Origin of the sequence: Staphylococcus agnetis (assembly GCF_011466855.1) — a bacterium.
Classification (GTDB): domain Bacteria; phylum Bacillota; class Bacilli; order Staphylococcales; family Staphylococcaceae; genus Staphylococcus; species Staphylococcus agnetis.
The window spans coordinates 1,329,714-1,355,623 of the sequence record NZ_CP045927.1; the positions used below are offsets into that span (position 1 = coordinate 1,329,714).

22 protein-coding genes are annotated in these 25,910 nt (G+C 35.3%); 10 read left to right on the top strand and 12 right to left on the bottom strand.

Going from position 1 to position 25,910, the window contains the following annotated elements; genetic code table 11:
- Positions 1-111: 111 nt before the first annotated feature.
- On the bottom strand, positions 112-1,815 hold the full coding sequence (gene ezrA / locus GJE18_RS06590) for a septation ring formation regulator EzrA (RefSeq protein WP_103345314.1): 1,704 nt from the start codon (positions 1,813-1,815) through the stop codon (positions 112-114).
- Between the two features lie 179 nt (positions 1,816-1,994).
- Here ezrA and GJE18_RS06595 point away from each other — a divergent pair, with 179 nt between their 5' ends.
- The 3 genes from GJE18_RS06595 (at position 1,995) to GJE18_RS06605 (ending at position 4,358) form a co-directional block, all read left to right on the top strand.
- Complete coding sequence (locus GJE18_RS06595) at positions 1,995-2,450, top strand: GAF domain-containing protein (protein WP_107368649.1); 456 nt, start codon at positions 1,995-1,997, stop codon at positions 2,448-2,450.
- A gap of 227 nt (positions 2,451-2,677) precedes the next feature.
- A complete protein-coding gene (rpsD, locus tag GJE18_RS06600; RefSeq protein ID WP_037565542.1) occupies positions 2,678-3,280 on the top strand; it encodes a 30S ribosomal protein S4 in 603 nt (200 codons plus the stop codon).
- Between the two features lie 121 nt (positions 3,281-3,401).
- A complete protein-coding gene (locus GJE18_RS06605) occupies positions 3,402-4,358 on the top strand; it encodes an ornithine cyclodeaminase family protein (RefSeq protein WP_060551248.1) in 957 nt (318 codons plus the stop codon).
- A gap of 129 nt (positions 4,359-4,487) precedes the next feature.
- Here the strand turns inward: GJE18_RS06605 and GJE18_RS06610 are convergent, their stop codons facing one another.
- Positions 4,488-5,231, bottom strand: coding sequence for a glycerophosphodiester phosphodiesterase (locus tag GJE18_RS06610; protein WP_165886106.1), 744 nt, complete (start codon positions 5,229-5,231; stop codon positions 4,488-4,490).
- Positions 5,232-5,307: 76 nt separating this feature from the next.
- Between GJE18_RS06610 and GJE18_RS06615 the strand changes: the two genes are divergently transcribed.
- From GJE18_RS06615 to serA, 3 genes are all read left to right on the top strand, one after another.
- The gene (locus GJE18_RS06615) at positions 5,308-5,754 is read left to right on the top strand and encodes an OsmC family protein (RefSeq protein WP_060551250.1); all 447 of its coding nucleotides are present in this window, start codon (positions 5,308-5,310) and stop codon (positions 5,752-5,754) included.
- 89 nt (positions 5,755-5,843) lie between these two features.
- Positions 5,844-7,004 (top strand): pyridoxal-phosphate-dependent aminotransferase family protein, encoded by a 1,161-nt coding sequence (locus GJE18_RS06620; RefSeq protein ID WP_060551251.1) that lies wholly within the window; start codon positions 5,844-5,846, stop codon positions 7,002-7,004.
- Positions 6,994-8,586 (top strand): phosphoglycerate dehydrogenase, encoded by a 1,593-nt coding sequence (serA, locus tag GJE18_RS06625; protein ID WP_103345083.1) that lies wholly within the window; start codon positions 6,994-6,996, stop codon positions 8,584-8,586. The genes GJE18_RS06620 and serA overlap by 11 nt, the downstream gene beginning before the upstream one ends.
- An 89-nt stretch (positions 8,587-8,675) precedes the next feature.
- Here serA and GJE18_RS06630 read toward each other — a convergent pair whose 3' ends face one another.
- Both GJE18_RS06630 and GJE18_RS06635 read right to left on the bottom strand, forming a co-directional pair.
- The gene (locus tag GJE18_RS06630; RefSeq protein WP_060551253.1) at positions 8,676-9,809 is read right to left on the bottom strand and encodes an HAD family hydrolase; all 1,134 of its coding nucleotides are present in this window, start codon (positions 9,807-9,809) and stop codon (positions 8,676-8,678) included.
- A gap of 120 nt (positions 9,810-9,929) precedes the next feature.
- Positions 9,930-10,547, bottom strand: coding sequence for a lysophospholipid acyltransferase family protein (locus tag GJE18_RS06635; RefSeq protein ID WP_107368648.1), 618 nt, complete (start codon positions 10,545-10,547; stop codon positions 9,930-9,932).
- A 155-nt stretch (positions 10,548-10,702) separates the two neighbouring features.
- Here GJE18_RS06635 and GJE18_RS06640 point away from each other — a divergent pair, with 155 nt between their 5' ends.
- Entirely contained in the window at positions 10,703-11,929 is a 1,227-nt protein-coding gene (locus GJE18_RS06640) for a S1C family serine protease (RefSeq protein ID WP_060551255.1), read from the top strand.
- A 47-nt stretch (positions 11,930-11,976) separates the two neighbouring features.
- Here the strand turns inward: GJE18_RS06640 and tyrS are convergent, their stop codons facing one another.
- Positions 11,977-13,239, bottom strand: coding sequence for a tyrosine--tRNA ligase (tyrS, locus tag GJE18_RS06645; protein ID WP_107368647.1), 1,263 nt, complete (start codon positions 13,237-13,239; stop codon positions 11,977-11,979).
- Between the two features lie 344 nt (positions 13,240-13,583).
- On the opposite strand from tyrS, the gene GJE18_RS06650 reads away from it, so the two are divergent.
- Positions 13,584-14,465 (top strand): transglycosylase domain-containing protein, encoded by an 882-nt coding sequence (locus GJE18_RS06650; protein ID WP_107368646.1) that lies wholly within the window; start codon positions 13,584-13,586, stop codon positions 14,463-14,465.
- Between the two features lie 152 nt (positions 14,466-14,617).
- Here the strand turns inward: GJE18_RS06650 and GJE18_RS06655 are convergent, their stop codons facing one another.
- Together GJE18_RS06655 and acsA are read right to left on the bottom strand one after the other, a co-directional pair.
- A complete protein-coding gene (locus tag GJE18_RS06655) occupies positions 14,618-16,285 on the bottom strand; it encodes a formate--tetrahydrofolate ligase (protein ID WP_060551258.1) in 1,668 nt (555 codons plus the stop codon).
- Between the two features lie 216 nt (positions 16,286-16,501).
- Entirely contained in the window at positions 16,502-18,211 is a 1,710-nt protein-coding gene (gene acsA, locus GJE18_RS06660; protein WP_060551259.1) for an acetate--CoA ligase, read from the bottom strand.
- Between the two features lie 154 nt (positions 18,212-18,365).
- Here acsA and GJE18_RS06665 point away from each other — a divergent pair, with 154 nt between their 5' ends.
- Entirely contained in the window at positions 18,366-18,998 is a 633-nt protein-coding gene (locus GJE18_RS06665; protein ID WP_107368645.1) for a GNAT family N-acetyltransferase, read from the top strand.
- Positions 18,999-19,012: 14 nt separating this feature from the next.
- Positions 19,013-20,170, top strand: coding sequence for an acetoin utilization protein AcuC (locus GJE18_RS06670; RefSeq protein WP_060551261.1), 1,158 nt, complete (start codon positions 19,013-19,015; stop codon positions 20,168-20,170).
- Between the two features lie 95 nt (positions 20,171-20,265).
- Here the strand turns inward: GJE18_RS06670 and ccpA are convergent, their stop codons facing one another.
- The 5 genes from ccpA to murC all read right to left on the bottom strand — a co-directional run bounded on the left by ccpA (position 20,266) and on the right by murC (position 25,896).
- Positions 20,266-21,258, bottom strand: a complete 993-nt coding sequence (gene ccpA / locus GJE18_RS06675) for a catabolite control protein A (RefSeq protein WP_037565560.1) — start codon at positions 21,256-21,258, stop codon at positions 20,266-20,268.
- Between the two features lie 197 nt (positions 21,259-21,455).
- Entirely contained in the window at positions 21,456-22,547 is a 1,092-nt protein-coding gene (locus GJE18_RS06680) for a bifunctional 3-deoxy-7-phosphoheptulonate synthase/chorismate mutase (RefSeq protein WP_060551262.1), read from the bottom strand.
- A 265-nt stretch (positions 22,548-22,812) separates the two neighbouring features.
- Positions 22,813-23,808 carry a YtxH domain-containing protein gene (locus tag GJE18_RS06685; RefSeq protein WP_107368805.1) on the bottom strand — a complete coding sequence of 332 codons (996 nt, stop codon included), beginning with the start codon at positions 23,806-23,808 and terminating at the stop codon, positions 22,813-22,815.
- A gap of 92 nt (positions 23,809-23,900) precedes the next feature.
- On the bottom strand, positions 23,901-24,506 hold the full coding sequence (locus tag GJE18_RS06690) for a DUF948 domain-containing protein (RefSeq protein ID WP_037565563.1): 606 nt from the start codon (positions 24,504-24,506) through the stop codon (positions 23,901-23,903).
- Between the two features lie 76 nt (positions 24,507-24,582).
- Positions 24,583-25,896: a UDP-N-acetylmuramate--L-alanine ligase gene (gene murC / locus GJE18_RS06695; RefSeq protein WP_107368804.1), complete on the bottom strand. Its 1,314-nt coding sequence runs from the start codon at positions 25,894-25,896 to the stop codon at positions 24,583-24,585.
- Positions 25,897-25,910: the final 14 nt, after the last annotated feature.

The following is a 25,910-nucleotide window of genomic DNA, read 5'->3' on the forward strand; positions in this document are numbered from 1 at the left end:
AACATGATACACACAAGAGCTATTTTCTTAAAATTACCCTAGAAGGTCAATAAAAATTTTTCAACAATAAAGTAGAGGTGAAACCTTGGGCTTCACCTCTAACCTCATATGTTATGTTGTTTGTTGTTTCATAACTTCTTGTTCAATTGTATCTGAAATTCCTGGCTCCACACGTTCCAAAGCTTGTGCTGAAATTTCACTAGAACGTTTGTAACGATTGTTTTTAAATAAGCGTTCAGCTTCATTTAAACTCTTATCTAAATCATGATAATCTTTGCGATAACGGTTACCATATTGAATTAATTTTTCTGCATACACTGCATTGATTAAGACATCATTCGCTTCATCTTCGAACTTGTTCATTTGAAGCACCACTTTATTCACTTTATCTTTTAAATGTTGAACATTAATTGGTCGTTCACTAAAGCGTTCATTTACTTCTCGCACTTCATAATCAATTTCATTTTTTAATATGATAAAACGTTCTGGAACGCTAGTAAGGTTTGACGCGAGAAGGCGACGATAAATTTCTTCTTTTTTACTTTGTACACGTAAAATATGTTCTTCCGCTTCTGCTTCATCTTCTCGTAACGAGACTAAATGATTTTGCAGTTTTTGTTGTTTTTCATTAATCACGTCGACATGATCTTCAATATATTTTAAATTATCTTGAACTTCACTATATCGTACTGATGATTTGGCCATTTCCATTAAAATTTCATCGTATACTGAAATTAAATTTTGAATTTCATTTTCAAATTGGCGTACACTTTGAATATCACTTTCGTTGATATAATAATTTTCGCGACCATATTCTATTTCAGTTTGCAATGTGTAATTCATATCTTTAGCATGGAATAAATCATCAGTAATACGTTCTTTAGATTCTTCTACAGCGTTCTTCGCTTTCACTTCATGTTCAATCAAGTCATACATTTCGTCTAATTGCGCATTAATATCTTCCAACTTTTTATTCGCCTCATCTAACTCTAGACGACTAATCATTGGTTCTACAAAACTTAATTCCGTCTTTAATGACTGCAGTTGACTATCCACTTTTACATGATCGAGGTCATAACCTTCTACCTTTAAATCACGCACACCGTATTTGAGATCTTGGAATTGTCCTGGTAATTCTTTTTGCGCTTCACGGATAAGTTCCGGTATTTCTTTCATATCTTCATTTAAATAGGTTAAATCTTCATTTAAATTTTTAATATGTTGATGTGCTTGTCGATAATTACCGTCTTCTCTTAATTCTTCGTATAGCGCAAGTTCAGGTTCCACTTGTTCAATTTCTTTTTCTAATGGCGCCGCTGCCTCACCATACTGATGGCGGTTTGCTAATACTTCTCGTTTTAATTTACGATGCTCTTCTTTCGTTTGGTCGTACAATTGACTGCTTTCATTATGAATTTGAAGTACTTTGTCCGCTTTTTCAGTTAATTCAAGATGTTTAGATTCATATGCATCCATCATTTCGTGTGCATCTTTGATATCCGTTTCGGCCTGTGAAAATTTAAATTTATCCAAATTCACTTCCGCTTCATGGATTTTTTCATCAACTGGCATTAAATAGTCATTAAGAGATGATTTCCAAGAATCATTTAATGCATCGTATTCAGCTTTTGTTTGACCTGTCATATTTAAGCGTTCTAATTTGTGCAAGCTTTCATCATATGTAAGGTCGTTCAATTTAACTTTACGATCTTCCGCAGTTTGAATCATTGTTCTTTTATTTGATCGCATCATAAAAAGGATACCGATGCCGACCAATATAATGATAATAATAGCTAATATAATATATAATGCCATGTCCTTTCGTCTCCTCCTACAAACATAAGTTCATTATAACGTAATTCTTAAACGCATTAAAATGAAATCTTTAATAAAGATAGACTTTTTAAAATTTTACCATAGATTGCGTCTAAATTGCGCCGAACAATTGAAAAGGCTATAATTATTTTATTATTTTTAAGGGAGATGGGCATATCATGGAGATTAATACAAATTATGATATTTTAATTCGCCAACTAGACGCATTGTTAACTGGTGAAACGGATTTAATTGCGAATTTGAGCAATTCTTCTGCATTATTAAATGAAAGCTTAGAGCAAATTAATTGGGTCGGATTTTATTTAATTAAAAATGACGCACTCATCTTAGGTCCATTCCAAGGAAAACCTGCATGTGTGCATATTAAAGTAGGAAGCGGCGTTTGTGGCACTGCTGTGAAACAAAATGCCGTCCAAAGAGTATCTGATGTAAATGCGTTTCCTGGTCATATTGCTTGTGACGCAAATAGCCAATCAGAAATCGTTATCCCGATTCAGAAAGACGGGGAAATTATTGGCGTGTTAGATATTGATGCACCTATTAAAGATCGGTTTAATAAAGAGGATGAATTGGGCTTAATCAAAGTTGTAGAAATTTTAGAAAAACATCTCTAATCATTATTATCCTTCTTGACTTTTAAAAAGACCGTGGTAAAATGGACTTTGTGTGAAAAACGAAAATAGCAGTTAAATATTATGAGGCGCTATGGTATTCCCAAAGCGGACGTGTCACGTAACCGGCGCTATGAGGTGAAGACACATAAAATATCATATCCTTATGAGCATTTAACACTCTTTTTTGTTTTTTCATAACAACAAAAAAGAAAAAGGAGGAGTCAATTATGGCTCGATTCAGAGGTTCAAGCTGGAAAAAATCTCGTCGTTTAGGTATCTCATTATCAGGTACTGGTAAAGAATTAGAAAAACGTCCTTACGCACCAGGACAACATGGTCCAACTCAACGTAAAAAATTATCTGAGTATGGTTTACAATTACGTGAAAAACAAAAATTACGTTACTTATATGGAATGACTGAAAGACAATTCCGTAACACTTTTGAAGCTGCTGGTAAACAAGGTGGCGTTCACGGTGAAAACTTCATGATTCTTTTAGCTAGTCGTTTAGACGCTGTTGTTTACGCATTAGGTTTAGCGCGTACACGTCGTCAAGCACGTCAATTAGTTGGTCACGGTCATGTTGAAGTGGATGGTAAACGTGTTGACATTCCATCATATACTTTAAAACCTGGTCAAGTGATTACTGTACGTGAAAAATCACAAAAATTAGCAATCATCGAAGAATCAATCGAAATTAACAATTTCGTACCAGATTACTTAGAATTTGACGCTGATAACTTAAAAGGTACTTTCGTTCGTCTTCCTGAGCGTAGCGAATTACCAGCTGAAATCAATGAACAATTAATCGTTGAGTACTACTCACGTTAATATGTATACGACACCACCATGCATGGCATGGTGGTGTTTTTGCGTTTTAACCTCTATATCCCCTTTTACATTCTGAATGATTTTACGTATACTATCATCAAAAGTGAAGGAGTGAATGTTAATGAAGTTTTGGGATGAAAAAGAGGTTCAATCCGCATATCATATGAAAGATGCAATACATGATATCGAAGCTTTATTTGAAGATATCGATCAAGTGATTCAAACTCAGCGTCTCGTGATTCCTACCGGTGAAGGTGCACAGTCAATGTTATACATGCCCTCTATTCATAAAAGAAAAGCGCTTGGTATTATAAAAATTACTTCTATTACACCTAATAACCCTGAACATCATCGCCCCACTACACAGGCAAATATTATTTTGACTGATATTTCAACAGGTCAGCACTTAGCTAGTCTTGATGGAAGTTATTTAACACGCTTACGTACAGGTGCACTGAGTGGTATTGCTTCAAAATTCATGAGTAGAACAGATAGTAAAACATTAGGAATGATTGGCACCGGAGGCATGGCATATGAGCAACTTTTAGGTAATTTAGAAGTCCGACCTATTGAAAAGGTTTATCTTTTCAACCGTACCGAAGCAAAAGCGATTCAATTCAAAAACCGCATATTAAAAGACTTTCCAGATTTAGAGGTAGAAGTTGTTCAACAGGTAAAGACATTAGTTCAACACTCAGATATTATTAATTGCCAAACTCAATCAACGACACCTGTATTTCAAGCAGAAGATGTTAAACCCGGTACACACATTAATGGGATCGGCTCATATAGACCAGAAATGAAAGAATTAGACTATCATCTATTTCCCAAAGCACAACACATTGTATTTGATGACATTGAAGGTGTGACTGAAGAAGCAGGAGAATTCATCGAAGCACATGAAAAGCGCATTTTCCAATTTAATGAAGTCAGTGGTGATTTGAAGTCCGTTGTTCTCAATAAAGATATATTACGTGAGTCAAATCATGATATTACCGTTTTTAAATGTGTAGGCGCTGCCTATTTTGATTTAGCAGTCGCAATTGGTGCATATCAAAAGTTAAAGTCGCAATCCTAAGAATCGTCGACATAACGTAGCCTTCCACTCATAATTATTTAAAAACATTGATGTACGTATTAATGATCAATCTAAAATGGGATAATGATAGCATTAACTTTGATATCATTATCCCTTTAATACGTTGTTTTATAATTTAAATAAGCGGTGCGGGGCATCTGTAATGAGTCCATCAACACCTAGTTTCATCATATGTTTTGCATCATCGACTGTATTAACTGTATAAGGCATTACTTTTAAATCTTCTTGATGTGCACGTTGAATAAATTTTGGATTGACTAATTTAAAGTTAGGATTAGCATAATCAGCAAATTGAGCAATATCTTTAAATGGTGGTTGTTTTAACCAATATTTACGTTTACTTATTAACACGCCCAACTTAATGTACGGTGTTAACGTATGAATCCGTTGAATAGATTTCATATCAAAAGATTGAATAATGATACGATGATGCGGAAATTGCTGGTTTTTAATCTTCTGAATGACTGCCTCTTCAATCCCTGGATATTTCTTTGGCGTTTTAATTTCAATTAAAAGCATTTTAGAATAATTTTTACAAAGTGTTAAAACTTCATCGAAAGTCATAATCTCTTCATGTTGGTAGGGTGCTTTCCAACTCCCAAAATCATATGTACGTAATTCATCTAAAGTAAGTTCTTTAATTTCCCCTTTTCCATTAGATGTGCGATCAATCGTTTCATCGTGAATTGCAACGAGCGCACCATCTTTAGTCATATGTAAATCAATTTCTAACATGTCGATATGTCTTCCTAGTGCTGCTTGATATGCAAGCTTCGTATTTTCCGGGTATTTTTCTGCTAAACCCCGATGCGCAACGATTTTAAACGCTTTAAATGGTTTACTCAATTTCATTAGAGAAACATCCTTTCAAATAATACAAAATTCTACTACACTTAACTTATCATAATCCCAGTAGGAGTGAAGTAAAATGACTCAACATGCTTTTAAAGTACATTTGAAATGGCGAAGTGGTAAAGATCATGTAGGACAACTTGAAGGCGATGTCATTCATGCACCATTTTCAATCCCGAACGCTTTGGGTGGTGTTGGTGTGGGTACTAATCCTGACGAGCTATTAATTAGTGCTGCTGGTAGTTGTTTTACACTATCATTAGCAGCAACATTAGAACGCGCTCGTATAGACGTGATAGCTTTAGATGTCAACTCTGTAGGTACTGCTTCATATAAAAATCACAAGTTTTCAATGGAAAATATTACACACAATGTCAACATCTACGTTCAAAATGTTGAAACTAAAGATCAACTTAATCAAAGATTAGAGCGATTAATTCATATAGCAGATCGCAATTGTATGGTCTCCAATAGTATACGTGGAAATGTAGCCATTCACATCCACCCCTCTATCATTATTTAATTTCACTGGAAAAAAGTTCCGTGAAATTTTTCTGTTAATTTATCAGAATATTTGTTAAAATTAAAAAATCTTACTTAAGGAGGTTTCTTATGTATTTTAATCATCCCACATTATTGACACCTGGCCCTACTCCTGTTACTGCACAAATCCAAGCTGAAATGAATTTACCCATGGTGGGACATCGTTCATCTGACTTTGAAATGATTGCTAAGGAAGCCTTCCAAGCGCTTAAAGTTGTTTTTGGAAGTCAACATGATGTTATGATTTTATCTTCCAGTGGTACAAGCGCGCTAGAAGCAAGTATGGTGAATTTGCTTGAAGCTGAAGATCATATAGTAGTGATCGTTTCTGGTGCTTTCGGAAATCGCTTTAAACAAATTGCTCAAACCTATTATTCAAACGTTCACGTCTTTGATGTGACTTGGGGAGAAGCTTTCGACACAAAAGCTGTAATTGATTTCATTAAAAATATCAACCATCGCATCAAAGCTGTATTCACCCAATTTTGTGAAACATCTACTGCAGTATTACACCCCGTTGCTGAACTCGGTGTTGCATTAAAGCAATTAGATGACGCTTTATTTTATGTGGTAGATGGCGTCAGTTGTATTGGAGCAGTTGATGTTGATATGCAACGTGACGCTATAGATGTTTTAGTATCAGGTAGCCAAAAAGCGATGGGTTTACCTCCTGGAATTGCATTTGTTGCTTATAATGAACGCGCGTTAAGAGCTTTTCAGCAAAATCAAACACCAAAATTTTACTTAGATTTGTCGAAACATTATGAATCTTTAAAGGCGTCCTCTACACCCTATACGCCAAACATTACTGCGTTCCGTGGTGTCAATGCATATATGCGCAATGTCAATGAATTAGGACTAAAAAATGTTATTCAACAGCATTATCAATTACGCGATGCTGTCCGTTCAGCTTTGAAAGCACTTGACCTTGATTTACTTGTTAACGATGCTGTGGCATCACCCACAGTCACTGCTTTCATCCCTAAAAATAAAGAGGAGCTTCAAACGATTAAAAATGAACTCAAAGCGCAGTTTAATATTACAATTGCCGGAGGTCAAGGATACTTGAAAGGACAGATTTTACGTGTAGGACATATGGCAGATGTATCACCTTTTACATTATTATCATTTATCGCAGCTTTAGAGCTCATTTTAACTAAACATAGACAAACATCTTTAGTTGGAAAAGGGACTACAGCATTTATGGAGGTTTTAAAAGATGTTATATAAAGTACTTGTCGCAGACCCAATTTCTGAAGATGGCTTAAAATCACTTACAGAAGATACACGTTTTAATGTCGTCCACCAAACAGGATTAACTGAAGCCGAACTTATTGAACGCATTCCTGAATATCATGCATTAATTGTCCGTAGCCAAACTCAAGTTACAGAAGCGATCTTGAAAGCAGCTACGCAGTTAAAAGTCGTGGCACGCGCTGGTGTAGGAGTTGATAATATCGACCTAGACTATGCGACGAAACAAGGCATCATTGTGATTAATGCGCCCGACGGTAACACTATATCTGCCACTGAACATTCTGTTGCGATGATTCTCGCAATGTCACGCAACATTCCTCAAGCACACGCATCATTATCTCAAGGCCAATGGGATCGAAAACGTTTTAGAGGAACGGAGCTTTATCGAAAAACATTAGGCATTATTGGAACTGGTCGAATTGGTATTGGTGTTGCGAAACGGCTTCAAAGTTTTGGTATGTCAATATTGGCATATGATCCATATTTATCTGAAGACAAAGCCAAAGAACTTGATTTTACTCGAGCTACAGTCGATGAAATTGCTCAAAATGCTGACTTTGTTACTGTACATACGCCATTAACCGACAAAACTAAAGGGATTATTGGTGCATCATTTTTTGAACAAGCAAAACCAAGCCTAAGGATTATTAATGTAGCACGGGGTGGCATTATTGATGAAGCGGCGTTATTGCAAGCCTTAAATAATAATCAAATCGCAGGCGCTGCCTTAGATGTTTTTGAAAATGAACCCGCAACCGATTCGCCATTAACACGTCATCCGAAAGTTATTGTGACACCACATCTTGGTGCATCTACAATTGAAGCACAAGAAAAAGTGGCTGTTTCTGTTGCTGAAAACATTGCTGAAATATTGTTACATCAAAATATTTCTCATGCAGTCAATGCACCGAGTGTCATTTTCAATGACGATGAAGCATTAAAACCATTTGTCCAACTTGCAAAAATGACGGGTCAAGTGGGCATACAATTATTGCCTAAAGCACCTCGTGAACTAAAAATTACTTATGCTGGGGATTTAGCTTTAGATGACACGAGTTTAATTACACGAACATTAGTTAAGGGTGTATTACAACAAGATATGGGAGATCATGTAAATTTAATTAATGCCCTTGTTCTTTTAAATGAACAAAATGTAACCTATACAATTGAAAAAACGAAAAGTAAAAAAGGATTCAGTAACTATATTGAGTTAGAACTCATTAATAAAGGAGACCGAGTTAAATTAGGTGCTACTGTCCTCAATGGATTCGGACCTAGAATCGTTCGTATTAATGATTATCCTGTTGACTTCAAGCCTGAACAATACCAGCTCGTCATTCATCATCATGATCGACCCGGTATCGTTGGAAAAACTGGTCAAATACTTGGTGAATATGACGTGAATATTGCATCAATGCATTTAGGCCGTACACATATTGGTGGTAAAGCAATGATGATATTGTCTATCGATAACCCTATCCATCAAGCTGTAGAGGATGACTTATTAAATATAGACGGTTTCCATTCCGTTACACCAGTTACTTTGAAACAATAACTAAAAAGCTAGATAAGGTCATTGACGCATTGTGAAACGCCGACCTTCATCTAGCTTTTATCATTTAAAATTTAGTTAAGCATTCATATTCAATGATGATTTAACACGATATCTTTAATATCTAGAACATGATTAACGGTATAGTCCGCATCATGTGCTTCTAATTCTTTACGTGCCTCTTTCCCTTTTAAACCTGTTAAAGTTCCAATAAATGTCGCATTAATTGTTTTCGCACAGAGTAAATCTGCTAACGAATCTCCAACTATAATAACTTGTTTCTTATCGACACAATGCGTTTGATGGGTTGCATAATCATAATAACGATTCTTATCATTTCCATAATAAGCAACAAGATATGTAAATGGGTTCGGTTTACCTAATGGTTTTTGTTCTGGATATTCCGATTCAACCTCTAGTACTTCACTTGCTGTTCCAATATAATACGTATCAAAATGTGTTAATAATCCTAAAGCCTCAAAAGGAATTAATGTCTCTGGACGCGTACGACCCGTCGCTATACCAATACGATACCCTTCTGATTTTAAGGTATTTAATAAAGACTTTATGTCTTCAACCGGCACAATAACTTTCTCGTTATAAATGTAGCCTTGTTTAAAATCCGATTTTGCAGGTAATTGTTCAATTTCTTCAAAAAGAGAACATCCTAAATACCACTCTTGATAAATAGATTGTGCAAATTGCCATAAAGGACTTTGAATATCAAAAAGCGTTGTGTTTTCGTATTCCAAATGCGTTTCAGCATAAGACATGAGTGCACGGTAAAGCGTATCTTTTCCATTTTCAACATTTTTTAAAAAGTCTAATGGTTCCGCATAATCGATTCTTTTATGCGTCACATGCTGCCCCAAATTTTGCAACTGTGTTTGTGTAATGACCTTAGATTCTAAAAATGTCACTTGCATCTCTTTAGGTAATTGCTTTAATAATTGAATAAAGTGAATTGAAAATACTATAAATAACATATCCCAATTAGAGTTTACACCAAGAGATTTTAATTGATTGAGTATGAGATCCCCTTCAAAAATTTCTTTTCGTATTGCTTGAATTTGTGAATCTTTTATTTGAGATAAATCAATTTTAGGATTTAAGTTTAAATATGCTTTGTCGAATAATAATTCATACACTGCTAACGCTGAGACGTCAAAACATCTTCCCTCATCTAAAAATACACCATCCACATCAAATAAAATAACTTTATCCATTCAGCAACCTCCATAACCAGAATTTTCAGATAAAGTAACTATAACATAAAAAGAGAGCAAGTTAATTATAAATACCGTAAAACATGGTAATTTTTATAATAACACTGCTCTTCATAACCATTATTTAGCGTTGACGTAGTCATTTAATTCTTTTTGTAATGTACGCGTACGCTCAGTCAAAAGTGTTGTAATATAATCCACTTTTTCTTGACGCTTTAAATCTTTAGGAATCGCCGTCGTATCGATAGGTTCACCAAATTTAATATAGGCCTTTTTCGTGAACATGTGTAAAATTTTAGTTGGACCGACGTATGCGGCAGGTAGAATAGGAGCTTTACCCAGCATCGCAATCGTTGCTGCTCCACGCTTTAAAGGTACTTCAACAGAAGTACGGTGACCTGAAGGGAAAATCCCTACTGTTTTGTTCGCATTTAATAGTTTCACCGGAGTCTTTAACGTGCTTGGACCAGGATTGTCTCTATTTACTGGAAAGGCATTTAAAGCTGTGAAAAAGCGATTCATTAATTTTGTTTTAAATAATTCTTGTTTTGCCATATAGTGAATTTCATTTGGAAATAACGCTAAGCCTAATAAAACGATTTCATTATAACTCTCATGATTACACGTCACAACATAACGGTTAGTTTTCGGTTTATGGTCTAAACCAACGACCTCTAAATTGTTTAGTCGTTTCACAATAATGTAATCTAATGCCTTAGCGATAACTTTATATAACATTTAAACACCTACTTCTCTTCGTTCTATAACCCTTTAAATTCTATCATTTAGTTGTCATTTCAACAACCTCATTTCAAAATAAGACCTTAGTTGGAGTACTCTTGACTGGTCAAATAGCGCGTAACATAGCATAATAGTGATAAAGGAGGTATTTTATGAGAGAAGAAGATAATTTTAATCCCTCACAACAATCGAATCAACACCACACCCCTCAACCACCTTATCGAGATAAACCAAAGTTTCCATGGTTTAAAACGATACTGATTGCACTTGCAGCAGGTTTAATTGGTGGTCTGCTCGCATTTGGAATGGTCCAACTGTTTTCATCAGTAACATCTCAATTTTCGTCGAACTCAGGTTCACATGTAAATGAAAGCGATCAAGGTTCTGGCGGTAGTAATTTAGATGGTAAAAGCGAAAAGTATAAATCAGTTAATCAAATGATTAATGACAAGGCCCCTTCTATAGTGGGTGTCATTAATGTCCAAAAAGCGCAAAATCTAGACGATTTGATTCAAGGTAAATCACCTAAATCTAAACCTTCTGGTATCGGTTCTGGCGTGATTTATCAAAAAGATGGTAAAAACGCCTACATCGTGACAAATAACCATGTGATTGAAGGCGCATCATCAATTAAAATTCAATTACATAATTCACATCAAGTTGATGCAGAATTAGTCGGTACAGATCCTTTAACAGACTTAGCCGTGTTGAAAATTAAAGATCGAGATGACATTAAAACAATGTCATTTGCAGACTCTAGTAAAGTCAAAACCGGAGATAGTGTGTTTGCGATGGGTAATCCATTAGGCTTAGAGTTTGCAAACACTGTAACGTCAGGTATTATTTCCGCAAAAGAACGCACCATTACGACGGATACATCAGCCGGTGGTAATAAAGTGAACGTTATCCAAACAGATGCTGCTATTAACCCTGGTAACTCTGGAGGCGCATTAGTGGATTTAAACGGTAACCTTGTAGGTATTAATACTTTAAAAATTGCAGCACCTCAAGTAGAGGGTATTGGCTTTGCGATTCCAAGCAACGAGGTTAAACTTGTGATTGAACAACTTGTAAACCATGGTGAAGTGAAACGCCCTTCAATTGGTATTGAAATGATTAATGTAGCTGATATTCCCGATAGTTATAAGCGCCGCTTAGAGACAAATTCAGGTGTCTACGTTGCTAATGTCCCACGTCAAGGTATTGATTTAAAACGTGGCGATATCATCACTGCACTTGATGGACATAAAGTTGAGAGCGATTCAGATTTACGTGGTTATCTTTACAAAGATAAAAAACCAGGTGACGATGTTACATTTACTGTAAATCGTGATGGTAAATCTATAAAAGTTAAAGTCACTCTTGATTCAGCAAATTAATTTAAAAAAGTCCCTTAACAGAATGCAATCTGAAAAGGGACTTTTTATTATGCATAATTAACCATAAAATATTTCTTTTTGCCTCGTCGAATAATCGTGAAACTGTCATCATATTTATCATCATCAGAAAGTGTATATTGTAAATCTTGTTGACGTTCACCATTGATATAGATTGCACCATTAGTCACATCTTCACGGGCTTGACGTTTAGAAGATGAAATCTTTGCTTCTACAAGTGCGTCTACAATATTTGTTGTTGCTTTTGAAATCGTCACTTGAGGCACATCTTTAAAGCCTGCTTTAATTTCATTAGCCGTCAGAGCTTTTAAGTCACCGCTAAATAAAGCTTTAGAAATACGTTCTGCTTCAGCTAATGCTTCTTCTCCATGAATAAATCGTGTTACTGCTTCGGCAAGTGCTTTTTGAGCTTTACGTAAATGTGGTTCCTTTTCAACGGATTGCGCTAACGATTCAATATCATCTTGTGATAAGAATGTAAAATATTTCAAGAACTTAATAACATCCTCATCGCTCGTATTAATCCAAAATTGATAGAATTCATAAGGGCTCGTTTTATCTTTGTCTAACCAAACAGCCCCTGACTCAGATTTACCAAATTTTTTCCCATCTGATTTCGTTACCAATGGAATTGTTAAGCCATAAACATCTGTTGTACCATACATACGGCGCATTAACTCAATGCCACTTGTTATATTCCCCCACTGATCTGAACCACCAATTTGAATTTTACAATCGTAAGTTCTATTTAAATGCCCAAAATCAATGGCTTGTAAAATCGTGTACGTAAATTCAGTATAAGAGATCCCATTTGATAAACGAGATTGAATAGAATCTTTCGCAAGCATATAGTTCACACCCACATGCTTACCAAAATCACGTAAAAACTCAATTAAAGAAATTTGACTTAACCAATCTCTATTGTTCACTAAAATAGGTCCATTTTCTGTTTCAAAATCAAACAATTGTGTCATTTGATTTTGAATACCTTTTACATTTTGTTCAACTTGTTCTTCCGTTTGTAAGACACGTTCTTCAGATTTCCCTGAAGGGTCACCTATCATTCCTGTGCCACCACCAATTAATACAATAGGTCTATGACCATGCTCTTGAAAGCGACGTAAAGTCAGATAAGGTAGTAAATGACCAATATGCAAACTGTCAGCTGTTGGGTCAGCACCACAATATAATTTGACTTGTTCTTTATTCAGTAAATTCTCAATACCTTCCTCATCTGTTTGTTGATAAATCAAACCACGCCATTGTAATTCTTCTAATAATTGATTTGCCATTACAAAACCTCCTTAAAAAATAAAAAAACACCACTTACGATTACGTAAGGGCGCTTCTGCACGTTACCACCATACTTGGATACTCTTACAATGTTACGTACATTGCTAAAACGTTAAAGCATATCTATAGGTGTATTCACTTAAAGTTATTTATCAGTTTCCACCTACCACTGACTCTCTAGAAAATAAACTTAAAGCTACTTGTCCTAAGCTTCAATACTTATTTATAATGATTCATATTATAAAATGTGTCTATTGAAAAGTCAATGTTAATGATGATAATAAAAAATACCAATAAATAAAACTATGCTATACTATATGTGAAAAAAGGAGGCCATAAGAAAGTGACACAAGTATCAAAAATCGCACAATTTTTAAAGCACTATGATAACTATTTTAAATACATCAAGCGCCTCTTTATACTGTCTATTGTTTGTTCTATTTGGTTACTCATATTATCTATAGGGCTAGCATTAGGTTACTTTGCGAGTATTGTTTCTAAAACAGATGATATTAATGATGATGCTCTCGTTCAAGCTGTTACCAACTTACCTGAATTGCCTGAAGTACAATCAAGTGATGTCGATTTAATAGCACTTTACAATGAACAAACACCGATACTGATTGCCGGTCCCGCTGAAGTTTCACCATATGTAACGAAAGCAATTGTGTCTAGTGAAGATGCACAATTTTATACACATCATGGTATTTTACCTAAAGCCATTTTTAGAGCAATGTATCAAGATATTTTCAACCGCGACCACCCTACTGGAGGTAGCACGATTACGCAACAATTAGTTAAGAATCAATTGCTTTCTAACCAAAAGACCTACGATCGTAAAGCAAAAGAAATCATGTACGCGATGCGTTTAGAAAATATAATGACGAAAGACGAGATTATATATACGTATATTAACCGTGTATCTTTTGGACGTAACCAACACGGGCAGCACATTACAGGGATTACGGCCGCTTCTTATGGTATTTTCGGGAAGCCACCTAAATTATTAAACTTACCAGAAGCTGCATACCTTGCCGGACTGGTTCAAAGCCCTTATTTCTATACCCCGTATACAAAAGAAGGTCATCTTAAATCACATGAAGCCATTCAACCATCAATACATCGTCAAAGATATGTGTTAAAACGTATGTATATTGAAAATATGATTACAGAACAACAATATAAACAAGCATTAGATTACCCGATTAAAGAAAAATTTATATAATGCTGTATCATCGTTTATAAAACTTCCTATTTTACCTATACTTAAATAACTTGGTTATTCTAAAAATTAACACCTTCAAAGCACATGCGTTCGCATGTACGATGAAGGTGTTTTTTTAATTTCAGCATAATAGTAATGCTGAGATTCGATTTTTAGAATAATCCAATAGCATGACCATCTGGTGTTACATCCATATTTAACGCTGCAGGTTTTTTAGGAAGACCTGGCATCGTCATAATCGCACCAGTTAATGCCACGATGAATCCTGCGCCTGTTTTCGCTTCTAGTTCACGAATCGTGATTTCAAAGTTTTCAGGTGCACCAAGTTGCGTAGCGTCGTCACTAAATGAATATTGCGTTTTAGCCATACATACAGGATAGTTGTCCCAACCATTTTCTTTAAATTGTTTTAACTGTTTTTGCGCTTTACTAGAGAATGTTACTTTCGAACCACCGTAAATATCTTTTACAATTTTTTCGATTTTTTGCTCTAGAGGTAATTCTAAGTCGTAAAGACGTTTAAAATGATTAGGTTGTTCAATCACTTCTAACACTTTTTGTGCTAAGTCAATTCCGCCTTCTCCGCCTTTCTCCCAAACTTCAGTTAATGAGAGACGTACATCATTTTGTTCAGCCCACTCTTGAACAAATTGTGTTTCTGCTTCAGTGTCGTGAATAAATGCATTTAACGCAATTACAGGTTCAACACCGAATTTACGGATATTATTGACATGACGTTCTAAGTTTTTAATACCAGATTTTAGGGCCTCAACATTTTCTTCTTTAAGATTATCTTTTGCCACACCACCATGCATTTTTAATGCACGTACAGTAGCAACTAATACGACTGCACTAGGTTCAAATCCAGCTTTACGTGATTTAATATCAATAAATTTTTCAGCGCCTAAATCCGAACCAAATCCAGCTTCTGTAACAACGACGTCAGCTAAATCACGTGCAGTTTCAGTTGCAATAATAGAGTTACAACCATGAGCAATATTTGCAAACGGTCCACCGTGTACTAATGCTGGTGTCCCTTCAATGGTTTGTACTAAGTTTGGTTTAATCGCATCTTTTAAAATCATCGCTAAAGCACCTTCAACTTTAAGGTCTTTAACAGTAACTGGTTTACGGTCACGTGTATAACCAATCGTAATATTCGCGATATTTTGTTTTAAGTCTGTAATACCTGTACTTAAACATAAAATTGCCATAATTTCTGAGGCAACCGTAATATTAAAACCATCTTCACGAGGTACACCTTGTGTTGGTCCACCAAGACCTACGACAACATTACGTAAAGCACGATCATTCATATCAAGGACACGTTTCCATTCGATACGACGTTGATCAATACCTAATTCATTACCTTGATGGATATGATTGTCAATAAATGCAGAAAGTGCATTATTCGCAGTCGTAATTGCATGGAAGTCCCCATTAAAGTGAAGGTTAATATCCTCCATAGGTAAAACTTGAGCACGACCTCCCCCAGTAGCGCCACCTTTAATACCAAAAATAGGACCTAACGCTGGTTCACGTAATGCAACCATTACATTTTGATTAATTTTATTAAACGCATCTGCTAATCCTACTGTTACTGTTGATTTACCTTCACCAGCTGGTGTTGGACTCATAGCTGTAACAAGGACAACTTTACCTTTTTCACCTTTAGTGTTGATTTTAGAAATATCAATTTTAGCTTTATAGTGACCATATTGCTCTAAAGCATCTTCTGAAATACCTGCTTTATTGGCAATTTCACTAATAAATTTTAATGTTGCTTGATTCGCAATTTCTAAATCTGATAAATGACTCACAATATTCAGCCCCTTAAATGATTTTCATAAACTTTCACGCGTATGTAAACGCATACAAACAGTTATAAAAAAAACTATTTCCACGTTTAATAATAACGAACTCTGACGTTGTTGTCGAATAAAAGCGGTTGACCCGTGCAGATGAAGATCAAAAATAAAACACGGTGCGACAAATACGCCCACACCATGTTTTAATTAATATATTTGTTAACTTGATTAGTCTTCCATCGTACTTAAATCTCCTGTTGGTAGATCCAATTCCCAGGCTTTAAGTACACGTCTCATAATTTTACCAGATCGTGTTTTCGGAAGTTTATCTTTAAATTCAATTTCTCGTGGTGCAGCATGTGCAGCAAGTCCTTCTTTAACAAATTTACGAATGTCTTCTTTCAAATCATCAGAAGGTTCATAGCCCTGTCGTAAAGCCACAAACGCTTTTATAATTTCTCCTCTAACGGGATCAGGTTTGCCAATCACACCTGCTTCTGCAACAGCTTCATGTTCTACTAATTTTGATTCAACTTCAAAAGGCCCTACACGTTCTCCGGCTGTCATAATAACGTCATCTACGCGTCCTTGGAACCAAAAATACCCGTCTTCATCTTGATAAGCGGAATCTCCAGAAACATACCAATCGCCGATAAAATAGGATTGATATTTTTCAGGATTTTTCCAAATTTTATACATCATCGATGGCCAACCTTTTTTAATTGCTAAATTACCCATACGATTTGGTGGTAATTCGCGGCCTTCATTATCGATAATTGCGGCCTGTATACCTGGTAACGGTTTACCCATAGAACCTAATTTGATATCCATACTAGGGTAATTCACAATCATGTGCCCGCCAGTTTCAGTCATCCACCATGTATCTAATACACGTTTACCGTATACCTTTTTCGCCCATTTGATTACCTCAGGGTTGAGCGGTTCTCCGACAGATAAAATAGTGCGTACAGAAGATAAATCATACTTTTCTACTAAATCATCACCTGCACTCATTAACATGCGTAAGGCAGTGGGTGCAGTATACCAAATCGTCACTTTAAATTGCTCTAACATACTATACCACGCTTCTGGTGAAAAACGACCTCCAGCAATACAGTTTGTTGCCCCATTGAGCCACGGCGCAAAAATACCATAGGATGTACCAGTCACCCATCCCGGATCAGCAGTACACCAGTAAACATCATCTTCTTGTAGGTCTAATACGTATTTGCCAGATATGTAATGCACGAACATCGCATTTTGGACATGTAATACACCTTTAGGTTGACCTGTAGAACCAGATGTATAGTGCAATATCAATCCATCCTCTTTATCTAACCATTCAATATCAAAAGCTGTACTTGCCTCTTTAAGCGATGTATTAAAGTCGACATATTGCGCATCAACTTCATCGTCTACAATAATAATTGTTTCTAGATGCGGCAAATCATCTTTAGGTATACGTGGTAGTAGACTATTCGTTGTTATGATGACTTTTGCATCGCTATTATCCAAACGGTCTTTCACAGCTTTTTCCATAAAAGCTTCAAATAATGGCCCAACAATTGCACCAATTTTTAAAATTCCTAAAAATGCAAAATAGAGTTCAGGTGTACGTGGCATAAATATGAACACACGATCACCTTTTTGGACATTCGCTTTATCTTTTAGTACATTAGCTGCTTGATTTGATTTTTTTTGCAAATCTTCAAATGTATACTGTTCAGTACGAGCATCATCTTTATAATTTAAGGCTATTTTATCGCCTTTTCCTTCATCAACGTGGCGATCAATACATTCATATGCCATATTTATTTTTCCAGTATCATACCAAGAAAATGCTTTTTCAACATCTTCCCATTTAAAATTTTTATAAGTACTCTCATAATCCTTTAAATTGAAGTTTCCTTCTTCCCCTTTATAAACTTCGACTTTCATGTGGATTACCCCCTTGTTTGAAATCGCTTTCAATGCAATTATAGCGCATGAATTCAATGTTTTCAAAAAATTATACTTATTCTGAATAATGCGTGAAAAATGGGAATGAATTGGCTATACTATGAGTAATATAAGAAATTGAAAGGAGTCGCTCATGGAACATATTAAAACATATGAAAAAGAAACTGTCGTCGTCAACGATAAAACGATTATCATTGAGGGACCCGTTGAAAAGCAACAATTAGAACAAATGACATTTGATGAGGGCCTCAATGCTTTTCGAATACCAATTGAACAATTTGAAGCGATTCAGGATATTAGTACGCTAGATGAAGGAAGAATTTATATTATTCGAGATCAAATGCACATCGTGGGCTATGTGACTTATCTATATCCCGATCCAATGGAACGATGGTCTACAGGTAATTTGCCCTATTTACTTGAACTTGGTGCAATTGAAATCAGTTTACCCTATCGAAATTTCGGTCTAGGTCGTGAACTTTTAAAAGTAAGCACAAGAAGTAAAGAGCTAGAAAATTATATTATTATTACGACTGAATATTACTGGCATTGGGACCTTAATAATTCTGGTTTAGACGTTTTTGAATATAAAAAATTAATGCAACGAATGATGTCCAATGGAGGTTTAGAGGTTTTTGCAACAGATGATCCTGAAATTACGAGTCATCCTGCCAATTGTTTAATGGCGCGAATAGGCAAAAATATTACAGTTGAACAAATGCGCGCATTTGATGATATTCGCTATATGAATCGGTTCTTTTTTTAATGGGGGTATGTGAGATGGGAGATCAACAAACACAACGAACGGGCTATGTTTATGCTGATACACTTTTACAGTATCGCTTTCATAATAAACATCCTTTTAATCAAATGCGACTCAAATTAACGACAGAATTATTACTATCTACTGGTCTTTTGCAGCCAACGCAAATCATAAAACCTCGAATCGCAACAGAAGATGAAATCGCGACGGTACATAAATATGACTACATTCAGGCAATAAAACGTGGTGAACGTAATTTACTTAACCCTGATGAAAAATCAAAATATGGTTTAGATGATGAAGATACACATGTTTTTCCTAGAATTCATAAAAGTGCGGCCAACATCGTTGGTGGTGGTCTAAATTTAATTGATGCAATTATGGACGGTCAGTTTGATAATGGCTGTCATTTAGGTGGTGGCTTGCATCATGCGCTAGAAGGACGTGCCAATGGCTTTTGTGTGTATAACGATGCTGCTATTTATATTCATCATCTCATTCATAACTATGGTCAACGTGTATTATATGTAGATACTGATGCGCATCATGGTGACGGTGTACAATGGCGATTTTATACTTCTAATGACGTGATGAATTACTCTATTCATGAGACTGGTAAATTTTTATTTCCAGGATCTGGTCATTACACAGAACGTGGCGATGATCAAGGTTTTGGCTATACAGTGAATGTCCCTCTTGAGCCTTATACAGAACACGAAAGTTTTATGACCGTATTTAAAGATACGCTAGAAGCTGTTGCAACAACATTTAACCCTGATTTTGTCATTAGCGTTAATGGGTCCGATATTCACTATTTAGATCCACTGACTCACATGCATTGTGATTTGAATACACTTTATGAAATCCCTTATTTTGTAAATGAAATCGCTAAAAAATATGCTAATGGAAAAATTGTCATGCTTGGTGGAGGGGGTTACAACATATGGCGTGTTGTTCCTCGGGCTTGGAGTCATGTCTATTTAAGTTTAATTGATCATCCCCCACTAGAAGGACGTTTACCTGAAGCATGGCTTTCTAAATGGAAACATTATAGCCCTGTACCTATTCCTGAAAATTGGGAAGAATCATTTCCTGACTACACGTCTATTCCTAGAATTGCAGAAATTACTCAAAAAAATTTGAGTGTCGCAACAAAAATTAAAAATTGGTTTTAATTAATTTTTAAATGCAATAAAACCCTTGTATCCCAATGTTTGACTAAAATACAGTTATCTGTAATTTAACTTCGGGCGAATACAAGGGTTATTGTTTATACTTTTGTTGTGCCACGATATCTTACTTTATGCGGTAAGATAACATTGGGTTCTTCAATTTCTTCGTTGTTCATATATTTTGTAAGAAGACGCATACCTACTGCCCCTATATCATAAAGCGGCTGAATGACGCTTGACAGTTGTGGTCTAACCATTTCAACAAGACGTGTGTTATTAAAACTAATGACTTGAAGATCTTCTGGAACACGAATGCCTTGATCCATTGCACCATGTACTATACCTATAGCTTGTTCATCACTGATAGATAGAACAGCGTCTGGTTGGTATGTGCTTAATTTCTCAAACGCACGTAAGCCATCTTTATATGTCTCGTTTCCTACGTACATTAAATGGTCATCTACCTCTAAATCGTGTTTAGATAATTGTGCTTTTAATCCTTTTAACGCATCGTCTTGAGCTTTTTTAGAATAACCGCCACCTACAAATGCAAACTTCTTAGCACCAGATTGAATCAAATGTTCTGTAATTTCTTGACTCGCTTTCTCAAAATCAATATTTACAGAAGCAATGCCGTCATCTTTACCATTAGTTCCTGAAACAACTACAGGAATAGAAGCTTTAGCGATGTGTTCTTTAATTTCAGTAGTTAATGTGCCACCTAAAAAGATGATACCGTCTACTTGTTTACTTAATAAGTTGTTAAAAATCTCTTTTTCTTTTTCAGGATCATCATCTGAATTTGAAATAATTGTGTGATATTTATACATTGTGGCGATATCTTCTAACCCTCTAGCAAGTTGGGAATAGTAAATATTTGAAATATCGGGAATAATCACACCAACTGTTGTAGTTTTTTTGCTTGCAAGGCCTCTCGCTACAGCATTTGGACGATAATTCAAACGTTTAATTACTTCATTAACTCTTTCTCTCGTCTCAGGTTTTACATTTTGATTTCCGTTCACCACACGAGAAACCGTTGCCATTGATACACGTGCCTCACGTGCCACATCATAAATGGTTACCGTCATTATTTTTACCTCCTTGGAAACGCTTACTCTATTATTATATTCCGTTTTCATCACATTTTCAAAGTTTACCATATTATGAAAGGATAAGAAATATAAAATTGTGGTTGTCATATGTTTGTCACGAATAAAAATACATTTAAAGTATTTTAAATGAAAAAATGAGGCAAAAGTTTAACATTTGCCTCATACATTAATCATTATTTCAATGTTTTATTATTATACATTTCAGATAATGGCTTAATTTCATTATAAAATGCATCAAATTCATTTAAATCCATTTGTTGTGCACTGTCACTCAATGCAACTGAAGGATCTGGATGCACTTCTGCCATTACACCATCAGCACCAATTGCGAGAGCTGCTTTAGCTGCTGGTAACATAATGTCTTTACGTCCTGTACTATGTGTGACGTCAACCATCACAGGTAGATGCGTACCTTGTTTTAAGATTGGTACCGCTGATATATCTAATGTGTTACGTGTTGCCTTTTCATATGTTCTAATGCCACGCTCACATAAAATAATATTTTGATTCCCTTGTGCTGCAATATACTCTGCTGCATACGTAAATTCCTCAATTGTAGCTGATAAACCACGTTTTAAAAGAATAGGTTTATTCGTACGACCTGCCTCTTTTAACAATTCAAAGTTTTGCATATTACGTGCACCAATTTGGAAGACATCTAAATATTGATCAGCTATAGCGAAATCATTTGGATGAACAATTTCACTAACAACATTTAAATCGTATTTATCTTTAATTTGTTTTAATATTTTTAAACCTTCTTCGCCAAGTCCTTGGAAATCATAAGGAGATGTACGTGGCTTAAATGCGCCACCACGAATAAACTTTTCACCTTTTTGTTTTAAGTGTTTAGCAACAGCATCTACTTGGTCGAAGGATTCAACTGAACATGGACCAAAAACAAAGGACTTCGTTCCTTCGCCGATGGCAGCACCATTTTCAAATTTTACGATGGTATCTTCTGGTTTTAATTTACGTGAAACATATAAATGTTTTTCATTATCAGATTTTTGTAAATCAGTTGAGGCTTTAAAGATTTCTTTAAACAATTGTTTGATTACGTTGTCATTAAACGGACCTTGATTTTTATCAATTAATGTATTTAACATTTCTTTTTCACGTTGAGGATCGTAAATGACTGTGCTTTTTTTACGCTTTTCCTCACCAATCTTTTTAGCAAGTTCTCCCCGCTTTGAAAGTAATGATAAAATTTGCTCATTAATGTCTTCGATTTCTTTTCTGTATGTTTCTAAATGATTTGTCATGAAATTCACCCCAACTTAAAATTTCTCACTTGCTTTAAAGCGATAAAATAAATAGTGATATTTGGTATTCTAACAAGAATAAAAATTATTTTCAACCCATCTACAAAAATAAGCCTAAATTTTGAGAAATTTCAATCAATATAAGGATTTTAAAACGTTAAACTAAGGATGTCAATAACTTCTATAGGACAATACGCTTTTCATACAAAAAGAAGCGAGGACATACAATGTCCTCGCTCCCCTAAAATCATTAAGTTAAAAAGTATTATTGATCAAACGTATGTTTGTCTACTTTACTATTTGTTTTTTTAGCTTCTTCACTTACAGTTTGGTTATGATTCGAAAGTTCAAAATCATCTTTATCATGAGTAATCACACCATTTTCCAGGCGTACATTTTGTTCATTTTGAGGTGTATCTGATGCGTTAGTCTGATTCATATCCAATAAACGGCGTTGTGCACCTAATGAAGTGGATGAAGGTTGTGACGGCTTATCTGTTTCAGATTGTTTACTTTCTTCAGACTCTGCAGTCGTAGTTGGTCCAGTCTGGCCTTCTAAGCGGTCTGAATCAACTTCAGAGCGAATTGCTCGCTTTTGTGCAGACAGCGCATCACTACTCACCTCAGAATTGTCATCTTGACGTTTAGACGTTTGATGCTGATCAGAAGCATGCGCAACGCCAGCTGCAGTCACACCTGCAGTTGCAACTCCTGCAGTTGCCGCACCAGTAGATGTACGTGACTTGTCAGAATGATCTACTTTCACTTCATCCTCACCCGTACGTCGATTACGATCATAATCAGACGCTTCGGCATCAGAAGATGTAGCAGAAGTCGTTTGCTTTGCAGTTTGTCCTTCTAATCGATCACTATCAACTTCACTTTGAATAGCACGGCGTTGTGCAGCTAATTCCTTAGATGATGGGTCATCCGTATCAGTTAAAGCTGAACGTTGTCTTTTTGAATCTTCTCTCACACGGCGTGCTTGCTCTTTTAAAGCATCTGCTTTTCTTTTTGCTTCATCGCGTAAAGCAGTATCTTGATCATTTACTTTATTGAATTTATTTTGTTTTTTTGATTGTGTCTTAGATTTATCAGATTCTAACGTAGGTTTTAAAATAAGTCCTAACGCACTTCCTAAAACAGCCCCTGCTACAAATCCAAATACAAGGTCTAAACGTGCACGAGGTTCACCCTCATATTGTGGGACTTCATAACTTTCTAAACCTTTAGTATGCAAATCACGATTATATTTTTCCATTTCAAATTGCCTCCTTAAAATAAAAGCACTTAAACAAAGGTATTACCTCATTTAAGTGCGTAAAATCAAGACTTATTTAACTAACCGTCAACTTACTTACGATTTGAATCATTGTTTAATGTTGTATATTTTGTGTTTACTGATTCAGGGTTAGTGTTGAAATCATTTAAGTCTTTGTTTTCATACTCACTATTAACTAAATCTTCGTTTGATAAAGAACTTGATTTAGAACCTTGTTTAGCATCAGAAGACACATTGTTTGTTTTGTAAGCTGCACTATTTCGACGACTTTGACGGTTTTGCCATTTGTCGGCAATTTCCATTGCGACATTTGACCATTGAACAACTTGTGAAATTTTGTCTTCATTTTGAGAAATGTTGTTTGTAATTGAGTGCGTTACACGATCAACAGAACCATTTAACGTTTGAACTGATTCGCCAACACCTTTAACAGCATCAACTACTGAGTTTAAACGATTTGATTTATCTTGGATATCTTCAGTTAAACGATTCGCTTTATGAAGTAAATCCGTTGATTCACGTGTAATACCTTGGATTTGGCCTTCAACACCATCAAGTGTTTTAGCAACATGATCCAAGTTTTTCTTAACAGAAATTAAAACTACAACAATTCCTATACATAAAATTAAGAACGCGATAGCAGCAATAATTCCTGCAATTGGTAAAATCCATTCCATTCGAAAACGCCTCCTATTGACTTTTAAAATATGCTATTTATTTTATATAGATACCCAAACAGCTCTTACTCAAACATTAAAAGCTATGTTCAACACCAATTTTTTCTAAATATGCTTTTAAAACTTTTTGAATGTCACCTGCACCCATAAAAAGAATAACCGCATTTTCATGTTTTTCAAGGACCTCTACACTTGATTCAGAGATTAAGCGTCCATTTTCTACTAAATCTAATAAATCATTAATTGTGAGCTCACCTGTATTTTCACGAATAGAGCCAAAGATGTCACATAGATATACAGAATCTGCTTGATTTAATACATCTGCAAACTCCTTCAAAAATGCTTTTGTTCTAGAGAACGTATGTGGTTGGAAAACAGCCACTACTTCTTTATTTGGATATTTTTTTCTAGCTGATTCAATTGTAGCACTAATTTCTCTTGGATGGTGAGCATAATCATCAACTAATACTTGATTTTTTGTAAAAATCTCATTAAAACGTCGTTTTACACCACCAAAAGTGATCAATGCATCTTTAATATTTTGTGTATCAAGCTTTTCTAAATACGTAATTGCTAAAACAGCTAGCGCATTTAAAATATTATGGTCTCCATATTGTGGTGAAATAAAATGATCGTAATACTCACCACGGATATAGACATCAAAAGCAGTTCCTTTATCCGTAATTTCAATGTTGTCGGCATAGATGTCCATTGATGGGTCAAAACCATAATAATACACAGGTATATCTACACTAATTTTTTTAACATGCGGATCATCGCCCCACGCAATAATCGCTTTTTTTACATTATTTGCCATACCTTGAAAGGCATTAACAACATCCTCAACATCCGTAAAATAATCTGGATGATCGAAATCGATATTTGTAATAATTGCATAATCAGGTGAATAACTTAAAAAGTGTCGACGGTATTCACATGCTTCAAAAGCAAAATATTCACTTTGAGGCAAGCCCATACCTGTACCATCACCGATTAAAAATGATGTTTTTTTATCACCATTCATCACATGTGATAATAGTCCTGTAGTAGAAGTCTTACCATGTGCGCCGGTTACTGCAACCGACGTGTATTTATTAAGAACTTCACCTAAGAAATCATGGTAGCGCACCACTTTTAAATTTAATTCACGTGCTCTTTCTACCTCTTCATGCGTATCTTTAAATGCATTTCCAACAATCACTGTTAAACCTTCAGTAATGTTATCAGCGCTAAAAGGTAAAATCTTAATTCCCTTATTATTTAATGCAATTTCTGTAAATACATATTGTTCAATGTCAGAACCTTGAACATCATATCCTAAATCATGAATAATTTGAGCCAATGAACTCATCCCTGCGCCTTTAATGCCGACGAAATGGTATTTTGTCATGATTTTATGCCCCT

Bases quoted from the DNA above. Each gene is read 5' to 3' on its own strand.
- GJE18_RS06690 (WP_037565563.1), bottom strand. From the start codon at position 24,506: ATGGAATGGATTTTACCAATTGCAGGAATTATTGCTGCTATCGCGTTC.
- GJE18_RS06670 (WP_060551261.1), top strand. From the start codon at position 19,013: ATGGGAGATCAACAAACACAACGAACGGGCTATGTTTATGCTGATACA.
- GJE18_RS06615 (WP_060551250.1), top strand. From the start codon at position 5,308: ATGACTCAACATGCTTTTAAAGTACATTTGAAATGGCGAAGTGGTAAA.
- GJE18_RS06665 (WP_107368645.1), top strand. From the start codon at position 18,366: ATGGAACATATTAAAACATATGAAAAAGAAACTGTCGTCGTCAACGAT.
- GJE18_RS06620 (WP_060551251.1), top strand. From the start codon at position 5,844: ATGTATTTTAATCATCCCACATTATTGACACCTGGCCCTACTCCTGTT.
- murC (WP_107368804.1), bottom strand. From the start codon at position 25,896: ATGACAAAATACCATTTCGTCGGCATTAAAGGCGCAGGGATGAGTTCA.
- GJE18_RS06605 (WP_060551248.1), top strand. From the start codon at position 3,402: ATGAAGTTTTGGGATGAAAAAGAGGTTCAATCCGCATATCATATGAAA.
- GJE18_RS06680 (WP_060551262.1), bottom strand. From the start codon at position 22,547: ATGACAAATCATTTAGAAACATACAGAAAAGAAATCGAAGACATTAAT.
- serA (WP_103345083.1), top strand. From the start codon at position 6,994: ATGTTATATAAAGTACTTGTCGCAGACCCAATTTCTGAAGATGGCTTA.
- GJE18_RS06685 (WP_107368805.1), bottom strand. From the start codon at position 23,808: ATGGAAAAATATAATCGTGATTTGCATACTAAAGGTTTAGAAAGTTAT.
- rpsD (WP_037565542.1), top strand. From the start codon at position 2,678: ATGGCTCGATTCAGAGGTTCAAGCTGGAAAAAATCTCGTCGTTTAGGT.
- ccpA (WP_037565560.1), bottom strand. From the start codon at position 21,258: ATGACGGTAACCATTTATGATGTGGCACGTGAGGCACGTGTATCAATG.
- acsA (WP_060551259.1), bottom strand. From the start codon at position 18,211: ATGAAAGTCGAAGTTTATAAAGGGGAAGAAGGAAACTTCAATTTAAAG.
- GJE18_RS06610 (WP_165886106.1), bottom strand. From the start codon at position 5,231: ATGAAATTGAGTAAACCATTTAAAGCGTTTAAAATCGTTGCGCATCGG.
- GJE18_RS06640 (WP_060551255.1), top strand. From the start codon at position 10,703: ATGAGAGAAGAAGATAATTTTAATCCCTCACAACAATCGAATCAACAC.
- GJE18_RS06635 (WP_107368648.1), bottom strand. From the start codon at position 10,547: ATGTTATATAAAGTTATCGCTAAGGCATTAGATTACATTATTGTGAAA.
- ezrA (WP_103345314.1), bottom strand. From the start codon at position 1,815: ATGGCATTATATATTATATTAGCTATTATTATCATTATATTGGTCGGC.
- GJE18_RS06630 (WP_060551253.1), bottom strand. From the start codon at position 9,809: ATGGATAAAGTTATTTTATTTGATGTGGATGGTGTATTTTTAGATGAG.
- tyrS (WP_107368647.1), bottom strand. From the start codon at position 13,239: ATGGCAAATCAATTATTAGAAGAATTACAATGGCGTGGTTTGATTTAT.
- GJE18_RS06595 (WP_107368649.1), top strand. From the start codon at position 1,995: ATGGAGATTAATACAAATTATGATATTTTAATTCGCCAACTAGACGCA.